Annotated in this window: 17 protein-coding genes; 9 read left to right on the top strand and 8 right to left on the bottom strand. The window is 67.6% G+C overall.

The genetic code is table 11. The annotated features are described in order from the left end of the window. Positions 1-89 precede the first annotated feature (89 nt). From WMC41_RS09515 to WMC41_RS09505, 3 genes are all read right to left on the bottom strand, one after another. Complete coding sequence (locus WMC41_RS09515; protein ID WP_432347842.1) at positions 90-1,511, bottom strand: serine/threonine protein kinase; 1,422 nt, start codon at positions 1,509-1,511, stop codon at positions 90-92. Next, on the bottom strand, positions 1,511-2,251 hold the full coding sequence (locus tag WMC41_RS09510; protein WP_272805511.1) for a metallophosphoesterase family protein: 741 nt from the start codon (positions 2,249-2,251) through the stop codon (positions 1,511-1,513). The genes WMC41_RS09515 and WMC41_RS09510 overlap by 1 nt, the downstream gene beginning before the upstream one ends. A gap of 99 nt (positions 2,252-2,350) precedes the next feature. Beyond that, a complete protein-coding gene (locus WMC41_RS09505; RefSeq protein ID WP_432348316.1) occupies positions 2,351-3,592 on the bottom strand; it encodes an NAD(P)/FAD-dependent oxidoreductase in 1,242 nt (413 codons plus the stop codon). Between the two features lie 146 nt (positions 3,593-3,738). Here WMC41_RS09505 and WMC41_RS09500 point away from each other — a divergent pair, with 146 nt between their 5' ends. From WMC41_RS09500 to eno, 3 genes are all read left to right on the top strand, one after another. After that, positions 3,739-4,632 (top strand): VOC family protein, encoded by an 894-nt coding sequence (locus WMC41_RS09500; RefSeq protein ID WP_244765416.1) that lies wholly within the window; start codon positions 3,739-3,741, stop codon positions 4,630-4,632. 1 nt (position 4,633) lies between these two features. Then, positions 4,634-5,473 (top strand): 3-deoxy-8-phosphooctulonate synthase, encoded by an 840-nt coding sequence (gene kdsA / locus WMC41_RS09495; protein WP_288077572.1) that lies wholly within the window; start codon positions 4,634-4,636, stop codon positions 5,471-5,473. A 130-nt stretch (positions 5,474-5,603) separates the two neighbouring features. Further along, entirely contained in the window at positions 5,604-6,878 is a 1,275-nt protein-coding gene (gene eno / locus WMC41_RS09490; RefSeq protein WP_272805507.1) for a phosphopyruvate hydratase, read from the top strand. A gap of 312 nt (positions 6,879-7,190) precedes the next feature. Here eno and WMC41_RS09485 read toward each other — a convergent pair whose 3' ends face one another. Beyond that, the gene (locus WMC41_RS09485; protein WP_432347840.1) at positions 7,191-8,117 is read right to left on the bottom strand and encodes a pseudouridine-5'-phosphate glycosidase; all 927 of its coding nucleotides are present in this window, start codon (positions 8,115-8,117) and stop codon (positions 7,191-7,193) included. 34 nt (positions 8,118-8,151) lie between these two features. Then, positions 8,152-9,099 carry a carbohydrate kinase family protein gene (locus WMC41_RS09480; RefSeq protein WP_432347838.1) on the bottom strand — a complete coding sequence of 316 codons (948 nt, stop codon included), beginning with the start codon at positions 9,097-9,099 and terminating at the stop codon, positions 8,152-8,154. Between the two features lie 238 nt (positions 9,100-9,337). Here WMC41_RS09480 and recA point away from each other — a divergent pair, with 238 nt between their 5' ends. The 3 genes from recA to WMC41_RS09465 all read left to right on the top strand — a co-directional run bounded on the left by recA (position 9,338) and on the right by WMC41_RS09465 (position 14,970). After that, positions 9,338-10,426 (top strand): recombinase RecA, encoded by a 1,089-nt coding sequence (gene recA, locus WMC41_RS09475; RefSeq protein WP_244765420.1) that lies wholly within the window; start codon positions 9,338-9,340, stop codon positions 10,424-10,426. A 313-nt stretch (positions 10,427-10,739) separates the two neighbouring features. After that, positions 10,740-13,400 carry an alanine--tRNA ligase gene (gene alaS / locus WMC41_RS09470; protein ID WP_432347837.1) on the top strand — a complete coding sequence of 887 codons (2,661 nt, stop codon included), beginning with the start codon at positions 10,740-10,742 and terminating at the stop codon, positions 13,398-13,400. A 376-nt stretch (positions 13,401-13,776) separates the two neighbouring features. Beyond that, positions 13,777-14,970 carry a GGDEF domain-containing protein gene (locus WMC41_RS09465; RefSeq protein ID WP_432347835.1) on the top strand — a complete coding sequence of 398 codons (1,194 nt, stop codon included), beginning with the start codon at positions 13,777-13,779 and terminating at the stop codon, positions 14,968-14,970. A gap of 68 nt (positions 14,971-15,038) precedes the next feature. On the opposite strand, the gene WMC41_RS09460 is transcribed toward WMC41_RS09465, so the two are convergent. Then, positions 15,039-16,712: a SulP family inorganic anion transporter gene (locus WMC41_RS09460; protein WP_272805503.1), complete on the bottom strand. Its 1,674-nt coding sequence runs from the start codon at positions 16,710-16,712 to the stop codon at positions 15,039-15,041. A 184-nt stretch (positions 16,713-16,896) separates the two neighbouring features. Here WMC41_RS09460 and WMC41_RS09455 point away from each other — a divergent pair, with 184 nt between their 5' ends. Further along, positions 16,897-17,769 carry an AraC family transcriptional regulator gene (locus WMC41_RS09455; protein ID WP_432347834.1) on the top strand — a complete coding sequence of 291 codons (873 nt, stop codon included), beginning with the start codon at positions 16,897-16,899 and terminating at the stop codon, positions 17,767-17,769. A 27-nt stretch (positions 17,770-17,796) separates the two neighbouring features. On the opposite strand, the gene WMC41_RS09450 is transcribed toward WMC41_RS09455, so the two are convergent. Both WMC41_RS09450 and WMC41_RS09445 read right to left on the bottom strand, forming a co-directional pair. Next, positions 17,797-18,432, bottom strand: coding sequence for a glutathione S-transferase family protein (locus WMC41_RS09450; protein ID WP_432347833.1), 636 nt, complete (start codon positions 18,430-18,432; stop codon positions 17,797-17,799). 111 nt (positions 18,433-18,543) lie between these two features. After that, positions 18,544-19,758 (bottom strand): NADP-dependent isocitrate dehydrogenase, encoded by a 1,215-nt coding sequence (locus tag WMC41_RS09445; protein ID WP_244765426.1) that lies wholly within the window; start codon positions 19,756-19,758, stop codon positions 18,544-18,546. A gap of 215 nt (positions 19,759-19,973) precedes the next feature. Between WMC41_RS09445 and WMC41_RS09440 the strand changes: the two genes are divergently transcribed. Together WMC41_RS09440 and WMC41_RS09435 are read left to right on the top strand one after the other, a co-directional pair. Next, on the top strand, positions 19,974-20,555 hold the full coding sequence (locus WMC41_RS09440; RefSeq protein ID WP_244765427.1) for a hypothetical protein: 582 nt from the start codon (positions 19,974-19,976) through the stop codon (positions 20,553-20,555). Between the two features lie 69 nt (positions 20,556-20,624). After that, a complete protein-coding gene (locus WMC41_RS09435; protein ID WP_244765428.1) occupies positions 20,625-21,458 on the top strand; it encodes an RNA methyltransferase in 834 nt (277 codons plus the stop codon). The last annotated feature ends 26 nt before the right edge of the window (positions 21,459-21,484 follow it).

Genomic DNA, 21,484 nt, shown 5'->3' with positions numbered 1-21,484 from the left:
CCCCCCCTTGAGGGGGAGATGGCCGGCAGGCCAGAGGGGGGATTGCGGCACGCTCCACCCCACACTCGCGACTGCCGCTCCTTAGGGGCTCACCCCGTATCCGGCGCCCCTCCCGGCCGCGGGCGGTTGCGCACCACGGTGACGGTGCAGGGGGCATGGGCGGCGACCTCGCCGGAGACGCTGCCGAGCATGGAGCGCATCGCCGATTCGGCGCGCGCGCCCATCACGATGTGGTCTACATAGTTTTCCCGCGCATAATCGAGGATGGCGTCGGCCGGCGAGACGGCCTCCAGCACATGGAAGGTGATGCCGCCGCCGGGGACGGCAAGGCCCGTCGACCAGGTGCGCAACTCGACCAGGCGCAGCACATGCTTGTTGCGGCCTTCCTCGTCCAGCGAGGTGTCGATGGCGATGCGGTTGATCTTCAAGACGTTGATGCAGGCGATGCGGGCGTCCGGCGTGTTCTCGATGATGCGGGCGACGGTCCTGTGCATGGCGTCGGCAAGGTCCGGCGTGCTGGCGGCAAGGTCGATCGCCACGGCGACGATCGGCGCATTGGCGAGCTGGGCCTCGGCGGTCTGCGGCTTGACGGTCTCGATAGGCACCGGGTTGAAGCGGCGGCGCAGCACCATGCCGAGCGGGTCCCGCTTCATCTTCTCCGCCCGTGCCGTCAGCTTGACGGCGGAAAGGTCCTGCAGGTCGAGCGCGAGCTGGGCGGCGCTCGGATAGCGCCAGGCGGGGTTGACCTCCAGGCAGCGCAGGATGACCTCCTGCAGGGCGGGCGGAATGGCGGCGTTGCGGGTGCGCGGCGGCAGCGGATCGCGCCACAGGCGCCGCTTCAGGCCCTTCAGGCGCTGCGGATCGCCGAAAGGACGCTCGCCGGTCGCGAAGAAGTACAGGAGGACGCCGAGGGCGAAGAGATCGCTGCGGAAATCGCTGCGCGTGCCGAGAACCTGTTCCGGCGCCATGTAGGGCGCGGTGCCGTAGGGCAGGCGGAACTGCTCGTCCATCAGGTCGGGCAGGTGGATGTGGCGGGCAAGGCCGTAGTCGATCAGCACGGCCTCGCCGCTTTCGCGGAACATGACGTTGGAGGGCTTCAGGTCGAGATGCACGACATGCTGGCGGTGCAGCGAATCGAGCGCGACGGCGATCTTCGCGCCGAGCGCGGCGACCTCCTCCGGCGGCAGCGGAAGGCGCTCCAGCAGCGGATAGAGCGAGGTGCCGGGCAGGCGCTCCATGACGATATAGGGCAGCGTCGCGAAATCGCCGTTGGCGACGAAGCGCGGCACATGCGGGCCGGACAGGCGCGGCAGGATCATCTGCTCCATCTCGAAGCCGACGATGGCGGCCGGATCGTCGCCCTCGCCGATGACCGGCACCTTCATCAGGATCGGGAAATCGATGTCGGGCCGCGACACGGCCCAGATGCGCGCCATGCCGCCATTGTGCGCGATGGCCTCGATGAGGAAGCCGTCGACGACATCGCCGGGTTTCAGCCGAGCCTTGACCATCAGCGCCCCCGCAAGAGCCGGTCGGCGAGCGAGGCCGGCAGCCCGGCCGCGCGGATCTTCCCGGCCGCGCGCTCCACGTCATAGGCGGCGCGCTGGAAGCGGAGCTCGGCGCTCTGCGTGTCGTAGAGCGCGTAGGCGGCCGCGGGATCGCCGTCGCGCGGCTGGCCGACGGAGCCCATGACGGCGAGCCAGCGGCGCTGCGGCAGGAGCGGCACGGGGGTGGCGGCGACGGGGCGGAAATGCGTGACCCTGCCGCCCGGCGCCGTCGAATAGAGCGCCGGCTTGTGCACATGGCCGCAGAAGCTGACGCGCGCCGCGCAGGCCGCTAGGTGCCGGCCGGCATCGCTGGCGTCGAGCACATAGTTCCAGGCAGGCGGCGCGCTGGCATCGGCATGCACGAAGAGGCAGTCGCCCTCGCGCGCCTCGAAGGGCAGGGCGGCGAGGAAGGCGCGGCTTTCGCCGCCGAGCTGGCGGCGCGTCCATTCGAGGGCGAAGGTCGCGGTCGGGTTCATCGAGACGGCGGGATTGCCGACCGCCTCGTCATGGTTGCCGCGCAGCACGACGGCGCCGCCTGCGGCAAGCGCCATCGCCCGTTCCGCGCACCATTCCGGATCCGCCCCGTAGCCGACGATGTCGCCGAGCAGCACGAGGCGGTCGGCCCCGGCGCCTTCGACGGCGGCGAGCACGGCCTCGAAGGCTTCGCGGTTGGCGTGGATATCGGAGAGAATGGCAAGCAGCATGGCAGTCCGGCTTCGTCGACGTCGGGCGAGCATAACCCGGCTTTGCGCCTGCAGCCATTCAACGGAAGGGGAATATCGGCCGGCCGGGCCTTCGCTTCGTCAAGTCTGGCGGCTGGGGAAGGCGAAGAGGTCGGCATCCGCATCGGCATGGCCGGCGATCCCGGCCGCGACGATCTCGGCGGCGATCTGGCTGAAGGTGATGCCGTTGCCGCCGAAGCCCATGACGGCGAAGACATTCTCGAGGCCTGGCACGCGGCCGATCAGCGGCAGGCCGGTGCGGGTGATGCCGAAGGGGGCCGCCCAGACGTGGTCGGGCTCCGGCAGGGCAAGGCCGAGCAGGGTTTCGGCCTTGCGGCGGATGGTCGCCGCCTTCTGCCGCAGCTTCCTTGCGGACGCATAGGCCTCGGCGCTGTCCTCGTCCTCGCCGCCGACGATCAGCCGTCCGTCGCGCGTGCGGCGGAGATAGAGATAGGGGTCGGCGCCCTCCCAGACGATGCACGTCTTCAGCCAGTCCGGCAGCGTGGTGCCGGGCGGGGTGGCGAGGGCCCAGGTGGAGACGATGGCATGCTCCTTGTCGGCGACGGCCTCCAGGAACTCGTAGCCGGAGCAGAAGGCGGCGTGGCCGGCCGACAGGATCCGTCCTTCCGCCGTCGCCAGGAACACCCGGCCCGCGGCGCTGCGCAGGTCGGTGATCTCCAGCGGGCTGACGAGCTCCACGCCGCGCGCCATCGCCGCGCGCAGGATGCCGGCGGCCATCTGCGCCGGATTCGCCGCGGCGGAGATGTCGCTGAGGATGGCGCCGGTGCGCGTGATCGAAAAGCGCTCGGCAAGGGTGGCGGCGTCAAGATATTCGGCCGCGATGCCGGCGGCGCGGCGCGCCTCGGCCTCCTCCTGCAGGGCCCGGCGGCCATAGGCCTCGCCGGCGAGGAACAGGGTCTGCTTGCGCTCGAAGCCGCAGGTGAGGCCGAGATCGGCGACGATGCCCGACAGGCGCTCGACGGCGCGGGCGGAGCGCTGCCAGGCGCGGCGGGCCTTCGGCGCGCCGATCATGTCCGAGAGCCTCGAGAGGGGGATGTCGATCTCGTGCTGGATCATCGCGGTGCTGGCAAGCGTGCTGCCATGCGCGGGCAGGCGCCGGTCGACGACGAGCACCGAGCGCGTGCCGTCCGCCAGCGCATGGGCCATCAGCGCCCCGGAAATGCCGGCGCCGACGATGATGACGTCATAGTCGGTACGCGACGGCCCTGGCCGCGCGCGAAGCGAAAGGCGCGGCGAGCCAGCCCAGAGGGGGCGGGATTCGTGGAGGTCGCGCTGGCGGGTGATGTCGCGGGATCTGGGAATGGGCGGGCTCCGGTGCGGGGACGCTGCGGGAAATGATCGGGTGGCGGAAAAGTTCCCGCAGGGCGTGGCGGGCCGTGCTGGCGCTTGCATTGCGCGCCGAAAGCGGGCAAAGCACGGGGCGCCTGAAACACGCCGGATTTTTCGCCATGACCGTGAGTTCGAGAACGCCCCGCCCGATCGACCATCTGGTGCTGCCGGTGTCCGACCTCGGGGTGGCCCGCGCGCGCCTGACCGCGCTCGGCTTCACCGTTGCCAGCGACGCCCGCCACCCGTTCGGCACGGAGAACTGTTGCGTCTTCCTCGCCGACGGTTCCTATCTCGAACCGCTCGGCATCGCCAATCGCGAGGAATGCGAGGAAGCGGCGCGCGGCGGCAATGTTTTCGTGGCGCGCGACCAGGCCTTCCGCTTCCGCCGCGGCCTCGAGGGTTTTTCCGCCATCGCCATGGCGAGCGGCGATGCCTGGGAGGACGACCAGCGCTATACCAATGCCGGCCTTTCCGGCGGCGAGGTGCTGGAATTTTCCCGCGACATGCTGCTGCCCGACGGGACAAGCGCGACCGGCAGCTTCCGCCTTGCCTTCGCCGCCGACCTGCGCAGCCCCGATTTCTTCTTCTTCGCCTCGCAGCGCATCCTGCCGCTGCCGGCCGACCGCGCGTCGCTGGAAACGCACGCGAACGGCGTCACCGCCCTGTCGGAGGTCGTCCTGTCGGAACAGAACCCGACGGATTTCCAGTACCTCGTGCAGGAGGCGGCCGACGAGCGCGCGGTCGAGGCCCTGTCCTTCGGCATGTCCGTCGATACGCCGCGCGGGCGCATCACCGTGCTCAACGATGCGGGCCTGGAGGGGTTTTACGGGATCGCGCCGGTCGCCGGCACGGATCGCGGCCTGAAAGGGCGCGCGGTCGTCTTCAAGGTTGAAAATACAGCGGAATGCGAGCGCCTCCTGACGGAACGCGGCGTCGCCTTCCATAAACGGGACAACCGCCTCCTCGTGCCGCCGGCACCCGGGCAGGGCGTCCTCCTTGTCTTCGGAGAATGAGATGAACACCAATTCCACCGTCGTCGTCGGCGAAGGCGCCAAGAAGGTCACCTTCGCCCAGGACAAGCGCTTCTCGCTGATCGCCGGCCCCTGCCAGATGGAGAGCCGCGACCATGCCTACATGATGGCCGGGGCGCTGGTCGAGATGACCGACAAGCTCGGCATCGGCCTCGTCTACAAATCCTCCTTCGACAAGGCGAACCGCACCTCGCTTTCCGGCAAGCGCGGCATCGGCCTTGAAAAGGCGCTCGAGGTCTTCGCCGACCTCAAGAAGGACTTCGGCTTCCCGGTCCTCACCGACATCCACACGGAAGAGCAGTGCGCCGTCGTCGCCGGGACGGTCGACATCCTGCAGATCCCGGCCTTCCTGTCGCGCCAGACGGACCTGCTCGTCGCCGCCGCCAGGACCGGCCGCGCGATCAACGTCAAGAAGGGCCAGTTCCTGGCGCCGTGGGACATGAAGAACGTGCTGGCGAAGTTCACCGAGAGTGGTAACCCCAACGTCATGCTGTGCGAGCGCGGCGCCTCCTTCGGCTACAACACGCTCGTCTCCGACATGCGCTCGCTGCCGATCATGGCCTCGCTCGGCGCGCCCGTCGTCTTCGACGCCACCCATTCGGTGCAGCAGCCGGGCGGGCAGGGCGGCTCGACCGGCGGCGACCGCCGGTTCGTAGAGACCCTGGCACGCGCGGCCATCGCCGTCGGCATTGCCGGCCTCTTTGTGGAGACCCACGAGGACCCGGACAACGCGCCCTCCGACGGCCCGAACATGGTGCACCTGAAGGACATGCCGCGGCTGCTGGAAAAGCTCGTCGCCTTCGACGACATCGCCAAGGCCTGACATTTCAAACGGATGACATGGAGACATGCCATCCGTTTTTCCCAGGGCGACGCACGCCATTGTAATTTCTGCATCCTCGATTAAAAGTGGATTTTAATCGATTTATAAACCCCGGAACAGGACGATCTCCATGACTGCAATCATCGACATCATCGGCCGCGAGATTCTCGACAGCCGCGGCAACCCCACCGTCGAAGTGGACGTGCATCTCGAAGATGGCAGCTTCGGCCGGGCGGCCGTTCCGTCGGGCGCCTCCACGGGTGCGCATGAAGCCGTCGAACTGCGCGACGGCGGCCAGCGCTATCTCGGCAAGGGCGTCGAAAACGCCGTCGCCGCCGTCAACGGCGAGATCTTCGAGGCGATCGGCGGGCTCGACGCCGAGGACCAGATCGCCGTCGACCAGACGATGATCGAGCTCGACGGCACGCCGAACAAGGCGCGCCTCGGCGCCAACGCCATCCTCGGCGTCTCGCTCGCCGTCGCCAAGGCCGCCGCGGAAGCCGCCAACCTGCCGCTCTACCGCTATGTCGGCGGCCCGAACGCCCGTGTCCTGCCGGTGCCGATGATGAACATCATCAATGGCGGCGCGCATGCCGACAACCCGATCGACTTCCAGGAGTTCATGATCGTCCCGGTCGGCGCCGACACCGTCCGCGACGCCGTGCGCATGGGCTCGGAAGTGTTCCACACGCTGAAGAAGCAGCTTGCGGCCGACGGCCACAACACCAATGTCGGCGACGAAGGCGGCTTCGCGCCGGGCCTCGCCTCCGCCCCCGCCGCCCTCGACTTCATCATGAAGTCGATCGAGAAGGCCGGCTACCGCCCGGGCGAGGACATGTTCATCGCGCTCGACTGCGCCTCGACCGAATTCTTCAAGGACGGCAAGTACGTGCTCGAAGGCGAAGGCCGCACGCTGGAGCCGGGCGCCATGGCCGATTACCTTGCCGAGCTCGCCGGCAAATACCCGATCTTCTCGATCGAGGACGGCATGGCGGAAGACGACTGGGACGGCTGGAAGGCGCTGACCGACAAGATCGGCAAAAAGGTCCAGCTCGTCGGCGACGACCTGTTCGTGACGAACTCCGCGCGCCTTCGCGACGGCATCAAGATGGGCGTCGGCAATTCGATCCTCGTCAAGGTCAACCAGATCGGCTCGCTCTCCGAGACGCTCGACGCCGTCGAGACCGCGCACAAGGCGAGCTACACCGCCGTCATGTCGCACCGCTCGGGCGAGACCGAGGATTCGACGATCGCCGATCTCGCCGTCGCCACCAACTGCGGCCAGATCAAGACCGGCTCGCTCGCCCGCTCCGACCGCACCGCCAAGTACAACCAGCTGATCCGCATCGAGGAGCAGCTCGGCGCCCAGGCGAAATACGCCGGCCGCGGCATCCTGCGCGGCTGATCGGCTGCACGGCATCTTCCGGCGGCAGTGCGACAAGACGCACTGCCGCCGTTTTTGTTTTATGAGGGGCTGGGCTGTGGCAAAGCACCCCCCTCTGGCCTGCCGGCCATCTCCCCCTCAAGGGGGGAGATCGGATGGAGCAGCGCCTCGCCTCTCTTCAACGGTGCTGATCAAGCCAGGTTTGCACGTCTTGCCAATCTCCCCCCTTGAGGGGGAGATGGCCGGCAGGCCAGAGGGGGGTAACGCAAAGCGCAGACTGCCTATCCTTGTACAATCGCCTCACACAAGGGCATGGCACCCCCGACCGGCGGCTCAGTCCGCCAGCGCCACGGCGATTTCCGCCGCCAGCCGCGCATTGTTCTCGACGAGCGCGATGTTCGTCTTGAGGCTCCTCCCGTCCGTCAGGCGGAACAGGCTGTCGAGCAGGTAGGGCGTCACGGCCTTGCCGGCGATCTCGTCGCGTTCGGCATTGTCGAGCGCACGGGCGATGTAGATCTCCATCTCCTCGCGTTCGATCTCGTCGGCCTCCGGCACCGGATTGGCGATCAGCATGCCGCCGTCGACGCCGAGCTGGTCGCGCACCTTCTGGAAATTGGCGATGGCCGCCGGGCTGTTCAGCGTCAGCGGGCTCTTCAGGCCCGAATCGCGCGACCAGAAGGCCGGGAAGACCGGGCTGTCATAGGTGACGACGGGCACGCCGCGCGTCTCCAGCACCTCCAGCGTCTTCGGGATGTCGAGGATCGCCTTGGCCCCCGCGCAGACGACGATGACGCCAGTGCGCGACAGTTCGTCGAGGTCGGCGGAGATGTCGAAGGTCTCCTCCGCCTTGCGGTGCACGCCGCCGATGCCGCCGGTCGCGAAGACCCTGATGCCGGCGCGCGCCGCGCCGATCATCGTCGCCGCCACGGTCGTCGCGCCGGTGCGGCGCTCGGCGATCGCGAAGGCGAGGTCGGCGCGCGACAGCTTCATCGCGCCCTCGGTCTGCGCCAGCGCTTCCAGCCGCGCGTCGTCGAGGCCGATATGCAGCACGCCGTCGATGACGGCGATGGTCGCCGGCACGGCGCCTTCCTCGCGGATGATGCGCTCGACGCTGCGGGCCATGTTCAGGTTGCCCGGATAGGGCATGCCGTGGGTGATGATCGTCGATTCGAGCGCGACGATCGGCGCGCCGCGCGCCTTGGCGGCGGCGACTTCGTCCGAATACTGCATCGGCAGGAGGGCGGAAACGGGTCTGGTCATGCGGTGTCCTTGCAGGAATTTCGGCAAAAAAGTCTCATGCCATCCCTTCGGCCTCCGGCACAAGGGAAAGTGCGGCCTGAAGCGCCGCCTGCGACATTTCTTCGGCGACGGCAAGCGGCGAACGCACGGTGATCGCCGCGGCGGCGACCCCGTGGCGCAGCGCCTCGCCGATGTCGTGGCCGGCCATCCAGGCATCGAGGAAGCCGGCGGCGAGCGAATCGCCCGCCCCGGTGACGTCGCCGAGCGCGGGCGCCTCCGGCGGCGTGACGAGAACCGCCTTTTCCGCATCGAAGGCGACGACGCCCCGGCCGCCGCGCGTCACGACGCCGGCGCAAAGGCCGGCCGCGCGCAGCGCCTTCGGCCAGTCGGCCGGGTCCTCAGGCGCGACGCCCGCCAGCGTGCGTGCCTCCGCCTCGTTCATGAACAGGAAGGCGAGGGCGGGAAGGCTCGCCGCAAAGCGCGGCACCTTGGCCGGCGAGATGGCGATGCCGGCGATCGGCACGCCCGCGGCACCCGCTGCCGCCGTCATCGCCGCCAGCGTCTCGGCCGGCAGGTTGGCATCGGTGAGGATCAGCCCCGCCGCCGCGACCGCCTCGCGCATCGCCCGCTGCTGCAGGCGGCGCGGCGAGAACAGTCGGTAGAGCTCCATGTCCGCCAGCGCGACGACGAGGTTGCCGTCGCGCTCGATGATCGCCGTGTAGCTCGGCGTCGCCCGGTCGAGGAAGGTGAAGGGCGTATCCTCGACGCCCGCCGCCTCCGCCGCCGCCGCGACGATGGCGCCGTCCGCATCGCCCCCGCGCGGCGAGACGAGCCGCACCGTGCGGCCGAGCCGGGCAAGGTTGCGCGCCGCATTGAAGGCGCCGCCGCCCGCTTCCACGAACCAGGCGCCGGGATTGCTCGCCCCCGGCGCCGTCTCGCCGGCAATGCGTCCGCGCCTGTCCACATGGGCGCCGCCCATCACCAGTATCGTCTTTCCCGTCATCGTCTTCCTTCATTCCCGCGGGGGGCGCGATTCGCCGGCAAAAGCGAGGCGCCCGCGCGGATACATCCTTGTTCCGCCACGGCTTTCAACAGCCGTAAACGAAAAGAGAACACACGCTCGATTCACGAAATCATTCAAATGGATGAACGGACCTTGCAAAAAGAGAACAAAATGTGTACATAGCTTTCATCGACGGCTTCGTTGCCTGTCTTGCTTCAATAACCTAAAGGTGGACCAAATGGCACAGAACACTTTGCGGCTCGTAGAGGATAAAGCAGTGGATAAAAGCAAGGCACTCGAAGCGGCACTCTCCCAGATCGAGCGCTCCTTCGGCAAGGGCTCCATCATGAAGCTCGGCTCGAAGGACAGCGTCGTCGAGATCGAGACGGTGTCGACGGGCTCGCTCAGCCTCGACGTCGCGCTCGGCATCGGCGGCCTGCCCAAGGGCCGCATCATCGAGATCTACGGCCCGGAAAGCTCGGGCAAGACGACGCTGGCGCTGCAGACCATCGCCGAGGCCCAGAAGTCGGGCGGCATCTGCGCCTTCGTCGACGCCGAGCATGCGCTCGACCCGGTCTATGCCCGCAAGCTCGGCGTCGATCTCCAGAACCTGCTGATCTCGCAGCCCGACACCGGCGAGCAGGCGCTCGAAATCACCGACACGCTGGTGCGCTCCGGCGCGATCGACGTGCTGGTGGTCGATTCGGTCGCCGCGCTCACGCCGCGCGCCGAAATCGAGGGCGAGATGGGCGAGAGCCTGCCGGGCCTCCAGGCGCGCCTGATGAGCCAGGCGCTGCGCAAGCTCACCGCCTCGATCTCCAAGTCGAACACGATGGTGATCTTCATCAACCAGATCCGCATGAAGATCGGCGTCGTCTACGGTTCGCCGGAAGTGACGACGGGCGGTAACGCGCTGAAGTTCTACGCCTCCGTCCGCCTCGACATCCGCCGCATCGGCGCCGTCAAGGAGCGCGACGAGGTGATCGGCAACCAGACGCGCGTCAAGGTCGTCAAGAACAAGATGGCACCGCCCTTCAAGCAGGTCGAGTTCGACATCATGTACGGCGAGGGCGTCTCCAAGACCGGCGAGCTCATCGACCTCGGCGTCAAGGCCGGCATCGTGGAGAAGTCCGGCGCCTGGTTCTCCTACAACAGCCAGCGCCTCGGCCAGGGCCGCGAGAACGCCAAGACGTTCCTGCGCGACAATCCGGACCTCGCCCGCGAGATCGAAATGGCGCTGCGCCAGAATGCCGGCCTGATCGCCGACCGCTTCCTGGAGAACGGCGGGCCGGATCCGAACGACGCCGACGACGCGGCCGGCATGTAATCGCCGCGCAACGGTTCCGCAAAAATGGGAAAGACCGGCCTCTTCTTCGCGAAAGGCCGGTTTTTTGGTGTCTGGACAGGGGCCGAGGCGGGCGATAAAAGCCTTCAGTTCTCGCGCGCGCCAAGGTTTTCGGCCTTTCCGCATCCAAGCGGCAGGCGCGGGCGGTTTCGACGGAATTCGCGAAAGGGCGGCCTTGTGGGGTCTTCCGGGCGGGCGCTCCGGCCGGCGAGGCGGTTTTACCGTCGTTGCAGTGACATTGGGTGGGTGATGCGCCGGTCTTCCGGCGTGAATGGGCAGAGATGAAGGACGCGATATGAGCGGCGTGAATGAGATCCGGTCGACTTTCCTCGACTATTTCCGAAAGAACGGCCACGAGATCGTGCCGTCCAGCCCGCTCGTGCCGCGCAACGACCCGACGCTGATGTTCACCAATGCCGGCATGGTGCAGTTCAAGAACGTCTTCACGGGCCTTGAATCGCGCCCCTATTCCACCGCGACGACCGCCCAGAAGGTCGTGCGCGCCGGCGGCAAGCACAACGACCTCGACAATGTCGGCTATACCGCGCGGCACCTGACCTTCTTCGAGATGCTCGGCAACTTCTCGTTCGGCGACTACTTCAAGGAGCGCGCCATCGAGCTTGCCTGGACGCTGGTGACCAAGGGCTTCGACCTGCCGAAGGACCGGCTGCTCGTCACCGTCTATTCCGAGGACGAGGAGGCGGCGGTCCTCTGGAGGAAGATCGCCGGCCTGTCCGACGACCGGATCATCCGCATCCCGACCTCCGACAATTTCTGGCAGATGGGGGACACCGGCCCCTGCGGCCCCTGTTCGGAAATCTTCATCGACCAGGGCGAGCATGTCTGGGGCGGCCCGCCCGGCTCGCCCGAGGAGGACGGCGACCGGTTCCTCGAATTCTGGAACCTCGTCTTCATGCAGTTCGACCAGACGGCGCCCGGCGAGCGCAGTCTTTTGCCGCGCCCGTCGATCGACACCGGCATGGGCCTCGAGCGCATGGCCTGCATCCTGCAGGGCGTGCAGAGCGTCTTCGAGACCGACCTTTTCCGCACGCTGATCTCGGCCGTCGAGGAGACCGTCGGCATCAAGGCGGAAGGCGAGGCGGCCGCAAGCTGCCGGGTCATCGCCGATCACCTCCGCTCCTCCGCCTTCCTGATCGCCGACGGCGTGTTGCCGTCGAATGAAGGCCGCGGCTACGTGCTGCGCCGCATCATGCGCCGCGCCATGCGCCACATGCAGCTGCTCGGCGCCCGCGAGCCGCTGATGTGGTCGCTGCTGCCGGCGCTGGTCGGCGAGATGGGCCGGGCCTATCCCGAGCTCGTGCGGGCGGAGGCCCTGATCTCCGAGACGCTGAAGCTGGAGGAAACCCGGTTCCGCAAGACGCTGGAGCGCGGCTTGTCGCTGCTTTCGGATGCCACCGTGACGCTCAAGAAGGGCGACATGCTGGACGGCGAGACCGCATTCAAGCTCTACGACACCTACGGCTTCCCGCTCGACCTCACCCAGGACGCGCTGCGCGCCCGCGACATCAATGTCGACCTTTCCGGTTTCAACGATGCGATGCAGCGCCAGAAGGCGGAAGCGCGGGCGAACTGGTCCGGCTCCGGCGACAAGGCGACGGAAGCGGTCTGGTTCGAGCTGAAGGAAAAACACGGCGCGACCGAGTTCCTCGGATACGACACCGAGGCGGCTGAGGGCGTGGTGCAGGCGATCGTCAGGGACGGCAGGACGATCGACGGCGCCAGTGCCGGCGACACTGTGCAGATCGTCGTCAACCAGACGCCGTTCTACGGCGAATCGGGCGGCCAGATGGGCGATACGGGCGTGATCGCCAGCGACCATGCGCGCCTTTTGGTGACCGACACGCAGAAGAAGGGCGAGGGCGTCTTCGTCCATAGCGCCGTCGTCGAGAGCGGCAAGCTTGCCGTCGGCGATGCCGTGGCGCTGACGGTGGACCATGCCCGCCGCGCGCGCCTTCGCGCCAACCACTCCGCCACCCACCTGCTGCACGAGGCGCTGCGCGAGGTGCTCGGCACCCATGTCGCCCAGAAGGGCTCGCTGGTCGCGCCGGAGCGCCTGCGCTTCGACGTCTCGCATCCCAAGCCCATGTCGGCGGAGGAGCTGCGCGTCATCGAGGACATGGCGAACGAGATCATCGTGCAGAACGCCCCGGTCACCACTCGCCTGATGACGGTGGACGATGCGATCGCGGAAGGCGCCATGGCGCTCTTCGGCGAGAAATACGGCGACGAGGTGCGCGTGGTCTCCATGGGCACCGGCCTGCACGGCGCCAGGGCGAACCGGCCCTATTCGGTCGAGCTCTGCGGCGGCACGCATGTGTCGGCGACCGGCGAGATCGGCCTCGTGCGCATCCTTTCGGAGAGCGCCGTCGGCTCCGGCGTGCGCCGTCTGGAAGCGCTGACGGGCGAGGCGGCCCGCGCCTACCTTGCCGAGCAGGACGAGCGCGTGAAGGCGCTCGCCACGACACTGAAGGCGCAGCCGGGCGACGTGCTCGCCCGCGTCGAGGCGCTGGTCGAGGAGCGCCGCAAGCTGGAGCGCGAACTGACCGAGGCGAAGAAGAAGCTGGCGCTGTCGGGCGGCACCGCCGGCGGCGACGAGGGCGTGCGCGAGGTCGCGGGCGTGAAATATCTCGGCAAGGTCGTCACCGGCGTCGAGCCGAAGGACCTGAAGAGCCTTGCCGACGACGGCAAGAAGAGCCTCGGCTCCGGCATCGTCACCTTCGTCGGCGTCTCGGCGGACGGCAAGGCGAGCGCCGTGGTCGCCGTCACCGACGACCTCACCGGCCGCTACAGCGCGGTCGATCTCGTGCGCCGCGCCTCCGAAGCGCTCGGCGGCAAGGGCGGCGGCGGGCGTCCCGATATGGCGCAGGCCGGCGGCCCGGACGGCGCCAGGGCGGGCGATGCGATCGAGGCGGTTGCCGCCGTCATCGCCGGCTGAACCTTCCCGCAGCCGCGCGATCGCCTGTGCCTCCACAAGGGTAGGCGATCATATATCGAGTTCGACACTGCCCCATCCCCTTCTCCCCCGCGGGGAGGAAGGTGGCCCGAGGGGTCGGATGAGGGGGGCTCTGACAGAGCCTTCGCGCCTTGGGCATCCCCCTCATCCGCCTGCCGGCACCTTCCTCCCCGCGGGGGAGAAGGGGATGGGGTGGCGTTTCATTCCCCATGCGACGACCCTGCACGCAAGGAACGGATCACGGCGGCGGGCTTCGGCCCGCCGCTTTTGTTTGCGAAGTCTTCAAGGTTTGCCCCTAGCATCCTGCGCGTGCGGAGTGCGTATTTTGATTGAAGACATCATCAGCATCTCAACCTTGATGATCTGTACGTTCCTGGCGACGACCGCCGTCGGGATTTTCATGCTGCAGGTGTGGCTGACCGACCGGCGGCACAGGGCGGCCGGCTACTGGTGCCTGTCCATGTGGGTCGGCTCGCTCTGCACGCTGCTGTTCGCGCTGCGCTCCGTCGGCCCGCCGCTCCTGACCGTCGGCCTCGGCAATGCGCTCGCCGCCTGCGGCTATGCGTTCATGTGGGCCGGCTTCCGCGTCTTCGATCGCCGCCGCGTTTATCGTTCCGTCGTTCTGGCCGGCCCCGTCCTCTGGGGCCTCGTCTATCTTCTTGTCCCGCAGGTGTCGGAGGATGTGAACAACCGCATCATCGTCAGCTCGACCATCATCACCGCCTATTGCCTGTGGATCGGCATCGACATCTGGCGCGGGCACCGCACCGAGCCGCTGCCGACCCGCATGCTCGCGGCGGCCTTCTTCGTCAGCCACGGCATCATCTATGGCCTGCGCATTCCCATGGCGATCATCCTGCCTGCGGCCTTCGGCCATGGCACGGCCTATTCCGCCTGGTTCGCGGTCTTCTCCCTGGAACTGTTCGCCCATACGATCCTTGCCGCCGTCGCCATGCTGGTGCTGATCAAGGAGCGGGGCGAGGCGCTCTACCGCCAGGCCTCGCGCACCGACGCGCTGACCGGCATCGCCAACCGCGGCTCTTTCCTGGACGACATGCAGAAACTGCTGGGCGACCGGCGGCAGGGCACGCTGATGATCTTCGATCTCGACCGGTTCAAGGCGATCAACGACACCTACGGCCATGTCGCCGGCGATCTCGTGCTGAAGCGGTTTTCCGCGCAGGTCGCCGCCCGCCTGGAGGCGAACATGCTGTTCTGCCGCTTCGGCGGCGAGGAATTCGCGCTCTTTGCGCCGGGGCGCGACATGGCGCCCGCCGAACAGTTCGCCGAGGCGCTGCGGCTGGAGGTCGCCGCCCTGCCGGTCCGCGCCGGGGATCACGAGATCGCGGTCTCGGTCAGCATCGGCCTTGCGGATGTCGCGACCTTCGGCGCGGATTTCGACCGCCTGCATTCGGCAGCCGACGGCGCGCTCTATGCGGCCAAGGAGGCCGGCCGCAACCAGGTGAAGCGCGCAGCGCCCTCGCTGGGGCTTCCGGGTGTCGCCGAGCGCATGAGGAACCCGGCCGCTTCGGATGTCGCCCGCGCCGGCTGAGGCGTCTGCGCTTTCCTTTGCATGACAAGCACCGGACGGAGAGCCGTTCGCGCCCCTCCGGCGCGGTTTCAGCGCGTGGCCGCCGCGATCTCGCCCATGGCGGCGTCCACGGTGGCCGTGAAGGTGACGCGCGGGGCGTGCAGCTCGTGGGCTTCCAGCATGCGGCGCATGTCAGGCTTCAGGCCCGTGATGAAGACGCGCACGCCGGCCCGCTCGGCCTTGCGCACCAGGCCCTCGATGACGCTGGCGGCGGTGGAATCGAGCAGGGGCACGTCGGCGCAGTCGAGCACGAAGTTGCGCCGCTGGTCGGCGATGCGGTCGAGCACGGAGCCGACGCTGGCCGCCGCGCCGAAGAAGAAGACGCCGCTGATGCGGTAGATCACCGTATCCGGATCGTCGCCGGCGACCGGCCGCTCGGGCAGGCCGCTGTCCTCGCCGGCATTCTCGATCGCCCGTACGACGCGCGGCACCGTCTCCTCGCGGATGTCGACGGACTTGCCCATGCGGTCGATGAACAGCACCGCGCCGAGCAGGAAGCCGACGACGATGCCCTCCGTCAGGTCGCGGAAGACGACCAGCAAGAAGGTGACGACGAGTACCGCCGCATCGCCGCGCGAGGAGCGGAAGAGGGCGGCGATGGCCGGACGCTCCACCATGTTGAACGCGACGACCGCCAGCACGCCGGCGAGCGCGGCGAGTGGGATATAGCTGGCGAGCGGCGCAGCGACGAGCATGAAGAGCAGCAGGAAGACCGCGTGCAGCATGCCGGAGACCGGGCTGGTGGCGCCGGAGCGCACGTTCGTGGCGGTGCGGGCGATGGTGCCCGTCACGCAGATGCCGCCGAAGAGCGCCGAGCCGACATTGGCGACCCCCTGGGCGACAAGCTCCATGCTGGAGCGGTGCCTGCGCCCCGTCATGCCGTCGGCGACGACGGCCGAGAGCAGCGATTCGATGGCGCCGAGCAGCGTGAAGGCGACGGCGTCCGGCAGGACGGCGAGCACGAGCTCGGGGGAGAAGGACGGCAGCGCCGGCAGGGGCAGGCCACGGGGGATGCCGTTGAAGCGGGTGCCGATCGTGTCCGCCGGCAGGGCGAGAAGCGCGGTGGCGAACGAGGCGACGGTGACGGCGATGAGCAGGTTCGGCCAGCTCGGGCGGAAGCGGCGCAACAGCAGGATGACGGCGATGGTGAGCCCGGCGACGCCGAAGGCGGCCGGATTGAAGCTGGGCCGGGCGGCCCAGAGCGCCTCGAGCTTCTCGACGATCGGCCCCGGCTCGCGCCCGTCCAGCTTCAGGCCGAACAGTTCGCCGATCTGGCTGGCGAAGATGATGACGGCGATGCCGGCCGTGAAGCCGACCGTCACGGGATAGGGGATGAACTTGATGTACTTGCCGAGCCTGAGATAGCCGGCCAGCGCGAGCATGAGGCCGGAGAGCAGCGTGGCGACCAGCAGGCCCTCGACGCCGTGGCGGGCGACCGTGGCCGAGACGAGCACGATGAAGGCGCCGGCCGGCCCGCCGACCTGGAAGCGGCTGCCGCCGAGCGCGGAAACGAGGAACCCGCCGATGATGGCGGTGTAGAGGCCGCGATCCGGCGTGACGCCGGAGGCGATGGCGATCGCCATGGACAGCGGCAGCGCGACGATCGCCACCGTGAGGCCGGCCAGCGCATCGGCCTTGAACCGCGCGGGGCCATAGCCCTCCGCGAAAACGCTGGCGAGCTTCGGCGTCAAGGTATCGGTCATGGGTGCCTCGGAAGGCCGGAGGATGGAGTAAGGGAGGGCCGGCGGGGGCATCTCACGCCGAGTCGCCCGTTTTTGCAATGGCACAAGGCAAGGCTATGCAGAAATTGCAGGGCATGACAGAAGCGCAGGATTTGTGAAATCGCTCCGTGCTTGGTTGAATGCGTTCCGGCGAGAGGGAAGCGGCATGAGCGAGAGCGGGATCTGGGCGGCCTATGAGAAACGCCTGCTGCGGGTTTCCGCCTATATTCACGAGCACCTGGAAGAGGATCTCGACCTCGACCGGCTGTCGGAGATCGCCTGCCTTTCCGCCCATCACTGGCACCGCGTCTACCGCGCCGTGCACAACGAGACGCTGGCGGCAACCGTCCGCCGGCTGCGTCTGCACCGTGCGGCGGGCGATCTGGTGCGCAGCGACCGCTCCGTCCGGGACATTGCCGCGCGATGGGGGTACGCCAACCTCCAGTCCTTCACGCGTACCTTCGCGGCTGCCTATGGCATGCCGCCGGCACGCTACCGCAAGGAAGGCTCCCATCGCGCCTACGAACCCGAGAACGACAAGGAGTGCTCCCGCATGTTCGACGTGACCATCCGCACCATTCCCGAGCAGACGCTGATCGCCGTTGCCCATTCCGGTTCCTACATGGGCATCGGCAAGGCCTTCGAGGCGCTGCATGGCGCGCTCTTCTCCCGCAACCTCTTCCGGCCGGACATGCGCATGATCGGCGTCTTCCTCGACGATCCCGATCTCGTGGCGGAGGAGGAGCTTCGCTCCTTCGCCTGCGTGACGGCGGATGCGAACATTCCCGCCGAGGCGCCGCTCGAGCGCCGCACGCTGGCGGGCGGCGACTATGCGGTGCTGCGCCACCAGGGCCCCTATGCCGATATGGGCGCGGCCTATCGCTGGCTCTACGGCACATGGCTGCCGGCCTCGGGACGCTCGATTCGCGACGAGGTGATGTTCGAGGCCTATCTCAACAATCCGCGCGAGGTTGCGCCGAACGCGCTTCTGACGGAAATCTGCCTGCCGCTCCAGCCGGCGGCCGAAGCCGCGGCCTGAACGGCAGGGGCGGGCGGTAAGCCCGCCCTAACCCTTCGCCGCCTGAAGCTGGCGGTGCATCTCCTCGTCGTCGATCGCGGTCGCGCGCTTGCTGGCCGGCCGCTCCTTCAGGCGATCCCAATAGGCCTTGAATTCCGGCCGGGGCTCCAGCGAGCCGAATTGCAGGCCCCAGCTGATATGGGCGCCGACATAGACATCGGCGGCGGTGAAATTGTCGCCGGCGATGTAGGGACAGCGCGTGACGGCCAGCGACAGGGCGCCCATGACCGCGTCATAGCTGCCGCAGCCGATGCTGCGCTCGCGCTCCCTGGGAACCTCGATGCCGAAGGCCTTCAGCGAGACCGCCATTTCCAGCGGACCGGCGGCGAAGAAGAGCCAGCGGTAGTAATCGCCGCGCTTTTCAGGCGGCGGGGCGAGGCCGGCTTCGGGGAAGGCATCGGCGAGATAGGCGCAGATCGCCGCCGCCTCCGTCACCACGGTCCGGCCGTGGCGGATGGTCGGCACCTTGCCCATCGGGTTGATCGCCAGGAATTCCGGCGATTTCATCGAGCCGTCGAAGGTCAGCCATTCGGTGCGATAGGGCGCGCCGACCTCCTCCAGCATCCAGCGGGCGATGCGCCCGCGCGACATCGGGTTGCTATAGAAAACCAGTTCCTCGGCCATGCCGTCCTCCTCTTGCAAACCGGCCGGGAGGATAGGGCACACGGGCCCTGCCGCAAGAGGCCGCAACGAAAAAGCCCGGCGCTTGGCCGGGCTTTCCGTGGTCTTGCTGGATCAGGCCGCCATGGCCTTCTGGAGGTTCTCGTCGATCTTGTCGAGGAAGCCGGTGGTGGAGAGCCACGGCTGGTCGGGGCCGATGAGGAGCGCGAGGTCCTTGGTCATGAAGCCCGATTCGACAGTCTCGACGCAGACGCGTTCCAGCGTCTCGGAGAACTTCGCCAGCTCCGCATTGCCATCCAGCTTGGCGCGATGGGCAAGGCCGCGCGTCCAGGCGAAGATCGAGGCGATCGAGTTGGTCGAGGTTTCCTCGCCCTTCTGGTGCTGGCGGTAGTGGCGCGTCACCGTGCCGTGCGCGGCTTCGGCTTCGACGGTCTTGCCGTCCGGCGTCATGAGGACCGAGGTCATCAGGCCGAGCGAGCCGAAGCCCTGGGCCACGATGTCGGACTGAACGTCGCCGTCGTAGTTCTTGCACGCCCAGACATAGCCGCCGGACCATTTCAGCGCCGAGGCGACCATGTCGTCGATCAGGCGGTGTTCGTACCAGATCTTGGCTTCCTTGAACTTTTCAGCGAACTCGGCGTCGAAGACCTGCTGGAAGATGTCCTTGAAGCGGCCGTCATAGACCTTGAGGATGGTGTTCTTGGTCGAGAGATACACCGGCACCTTGCGCTGCAGGCCGTAGTTGAACGACGCGCGGGCGAATTCGGTGATCGAATCGTCGAGGTTGTACATGCCCATGGCGACACCGGCGGAGGGGGCGTCGAACACGTCGTATTCGATCTCCTTGCCGTCCTCGCCGACGAACTTCATCGTCAGCTTGCCCTTGCCGGGGAACTTGAAGTCGGTGGCGCGGTACTGGTCGCCGAAGGCGTGGCGGCCGACGATGATCGGCTTGGTCCAGCCCGGAACGAGGCGCGGCACGTTCTTGCAGATGATCGGCTCGCGGAAGATGACGCCGCCGAGGATGTTGCGGATCGTGCCGTTCGGCGACTTCCACATCTTCTTCAGCTTGAATTCCTCGACGCGGGCCTCGTCCGGCGTGATGGTGGCGCACTTGACGCCGACGCCGTGCTTCTTGATGGCGTTGGCCGCGTCGATCGTCACCTGATCGTCGGTGGCGTCGCGGTTCTCCATGCCGAGGTCGTAATATTCGAGGTCGATATCCAGGTAAGGATGGATCAGCTTGTCCTTGATGAACTGCCAGATGATGCGCGTCATCTCGTCGCCGTCGAGTTCGACGACGGGGTTGGCGACCTTGATCTTTGCCATGGAGAGCCTCGTGTTTTGTCGGGGCCTTGCGCCCCGGATCGTGGACTTGAAAGGAACGTTTGGCCCTATAGCATTCGTGGCCGGGAAGGCAAAGCCGACCAATCGCCGAGACGGTTTATTTTCGCCGGCGTTGAGAATAAGTTTCGCCAAAATTCCGTTTCAGGAAGGCTCTTTGGCGGCCCGTTCCGGCCCGCCGTCATCCAGTGGAGAATATGATGTCGCGTTTCGGCCTCGTGGCGCTCGCCCTTTTGCTTCCCGTTTCCGTTGCAGCCGCCGATTTCAAGGCGCCCGTTTCGGAGGTCATGGCGGCCGCGACGGTCAACTGGCAGGACCTGGGCGAGGACACCGACACCGACACGCCGCCGCCCTATACGGACTACTTCTCCGAGGATTTCCTGAAGCGCCTCTACAGCAAGGATTTCGTTGCGAAATACAAGGCGGCGGCGAAGTTCCCGGCCTATGACGACGGCGATTCGCCCTTCGACTACGATCCGGTGATCGGCGGCCAGGACAGCTGCGCGCTGAAGGACGTGACGACCACCGAGGGGCAACTGGCGAACGGCGCGGAAGACGTGACCGTGACCTTCGACAACAGCCATTGCTTCGGCGAGCGGCCTGCCGGCTGGCAGCCGGAAACGCTGGTCTTCAAGATGATCGAGGAGGACGGCCGGGCGGTCATCGACGACATCGAGCGCCCGAGCTTCGAGGAGGGCGCCTCCCTGAAGAAGGAAATGGTGGAGATCGCCGAGGCCGGCGCCAATGGCGGCAACGGCAGCGCCGCCGAATCCCCCGAATGAGCGGCTTCATGCTTTTCATTTGCCGCTTATTGTGCCAGTGAAGCCCGAACTTTCCAGGGATATTTGGGCATGGCAGGCACGAACAGCGAACGCACGCTGATCGCCGAGGGACCGGCGATCATCCTCGTTCATCCGCAACTCGGCGAGAATATCGGCATGGTGGCGCGCGCCATGGCGAATTTCGGCCTGGCCGAACTGCGCCTCGTCAATCCGCGCGACGGCTGGCCGAGCGAGAAGGCGATCTCCGCCGCCAGCAAGGCCGACCATGTCATCGAGGCGGCGAAGGTCTATCCGTCGCTGGAAGCGGCCGTCGCCGATCTCGAATTCGTCTATGCGACGACCGCGCGCGACCGCTACGGCTACAAGGAGGTCCGCTCGCCGGTCGTCGCCGCCGACGACCTGCGCGTGCGCTTCCGCGCCGGACAGAAGACCGGCATCCTCTTCGGCCGCGAACGCACGGGCCTCACCAACGAGGAAATCGCGCTCGCCGACGAACTGGTGACCTTCCCGGTCAACCCCGCCTTCGCCTCGCTCAACCTCGCCCAGGCCGTGCTCCTCATGAGCTACGAGTGGATGAAGAGCGGCCTTGCCTCCGTCAAGGACACGCCCTTCGACGCGCTGCCGCAGCGCCCGGCGAAGAAGGAGGAGCTGCAGGGCCTCTTCGACCATGTGGAGGAAACGCTGGAGGCGCGCGGCTATTTCCGGCCCGCCGAAAAAAAGCCCAAGCTGGTTGAGAACCTGCGCGCCATCCTGACGCGTCCTTCCTTCACCGGCACGGAGATCCAGGTCATGCGCGGCATCATCTCCTGCCTCGATCGCTTCACCCGCGAATCGCCGCGCGGCGCGACCAACCCGAACCGCACCCGCAACCGCCGGCCCAAGGTGCCCCGTGACGACGCATAGGCCCTTTCCGGAACAGGCGTCGGCCA

This window comes from Shinella yambaruensis, from assembly GCF_050859155.1.
GTDB lineage: Bacteria > Pseudomonadota > Alphaproteobacteria > Rhizobiales > Rhizobiaceae > Shinella > Shinella yambaruensis.
Note: the sequence above shows the minus strand (reverse complement) of the source record. Positions and strands in the feature narration are given on the sequence as shown.

Coding starts and splice junctions, on each gene's coding strand:
- WMC41_RS09440 (WP_244765427.1), top strand. CDS start 19,974: ATGTCGCGTTTCGGCCTCGTGGCGCTCGCCCTTTTGCTTCCCGTTTCC.
- WMC41_RS09480 (WP_432347838.1), bottom strand. CDS start 9,099: ATGACGGGAAAGACGATACTGGTGATGGGCGGCGCCCATGTGGACAGG.
- WMC41_RS09460 (WP_272805503.1), bottom strand. CDS start 16,712: ATGACCGATACCTTGACGCCGAAGCTCGCCAGCGTTTTCGCGGAGGGC.
- WMC41_RS09455 (WP_432347834.1), top strand. CDS start 16,897: ATGAGCGAGAGCGGGATCTGGGCGGCCTATGAGAAACGCCTGCTGCGG.
- kdsA (WP_288077572.1), top strand. CDS start 4,634: ATGAACACCAATTCCACCGTCGTCGTCGGCGAAGGCGCCAAGAAGGTC.
- eno (WP_272805507.1), top strand. CDS start 5,604: ATGACTGCAATCATCGACATCATCGGCCGCGAGATTCTCGACAGCCGC.
- WMC41_RS09485 (WP_432347840.1), bottom strand. CDS start 8,117: ATGACCAGACCCGTTTCCGCCCTCCTGCCGATGCAGTATTCGGACGAA.
- WMC41_RS09445 (WP_244765426.1), bottom strand. CDS start 19,758: ATGGCAAAGATCAAGGTCGCCAACCCCGTCGTCGAACTCGACGGCGAC.
- WMC41_RS09435 (WP_244765428.1), top strand. CDS start 20,625: ATGGCAGGCACGAACAGCGAACGCACGCTGATCGCCGAGGGACCGGCG.
- WMC41_RS09450 (WP_432347833.1), bottom strand. CDS start 18,432: ATGGCCGAGGAACTGGTTTTCTATAGCAACCCGATGTCGCGCGGGCGC.
- WMC41_RS09510 (WP_272805511.1), bottom strand. CDS start 2,251: ATGCTGCTTGCCATTCTCTCCGATATCCACGCCAACCGCGAAGCCTTC.
- WMC41_RS09465 (WP_432347835.1), top strand. CDS start 13,777: ATGATCTGTACGTTCCTGGCGACGACCGCCGTCGGGATTTTCATGCTG.
- WMC41_RS09515 (WP_432347842.1), bottom strand. CDS start 1,511: ATGGTCAAGGCTCGGCTGAAACCCGGCGATGTCGTCGACGGCTTCCTC.
- alaS (WP_432347837.1), top strand. CDS start 10,740: ATGAGCGGCGTGAATGAGATCCGGTCGACTTTCCTCGACTATTTCCGA.
- recA (WP_244765420.1), top strand. CDS start 9,338: ATGGCACAGAACACTTTGCGGCTCGTAGAGGATAAAGCAGTGGATAAA.
- WMC41_RS09500 (WP_244765416.1), top strand. CDS start 3,739: ATGACCGTGAGTTCGAGAACGCCCCGCCCGATCGACCATCTGGTGCTG.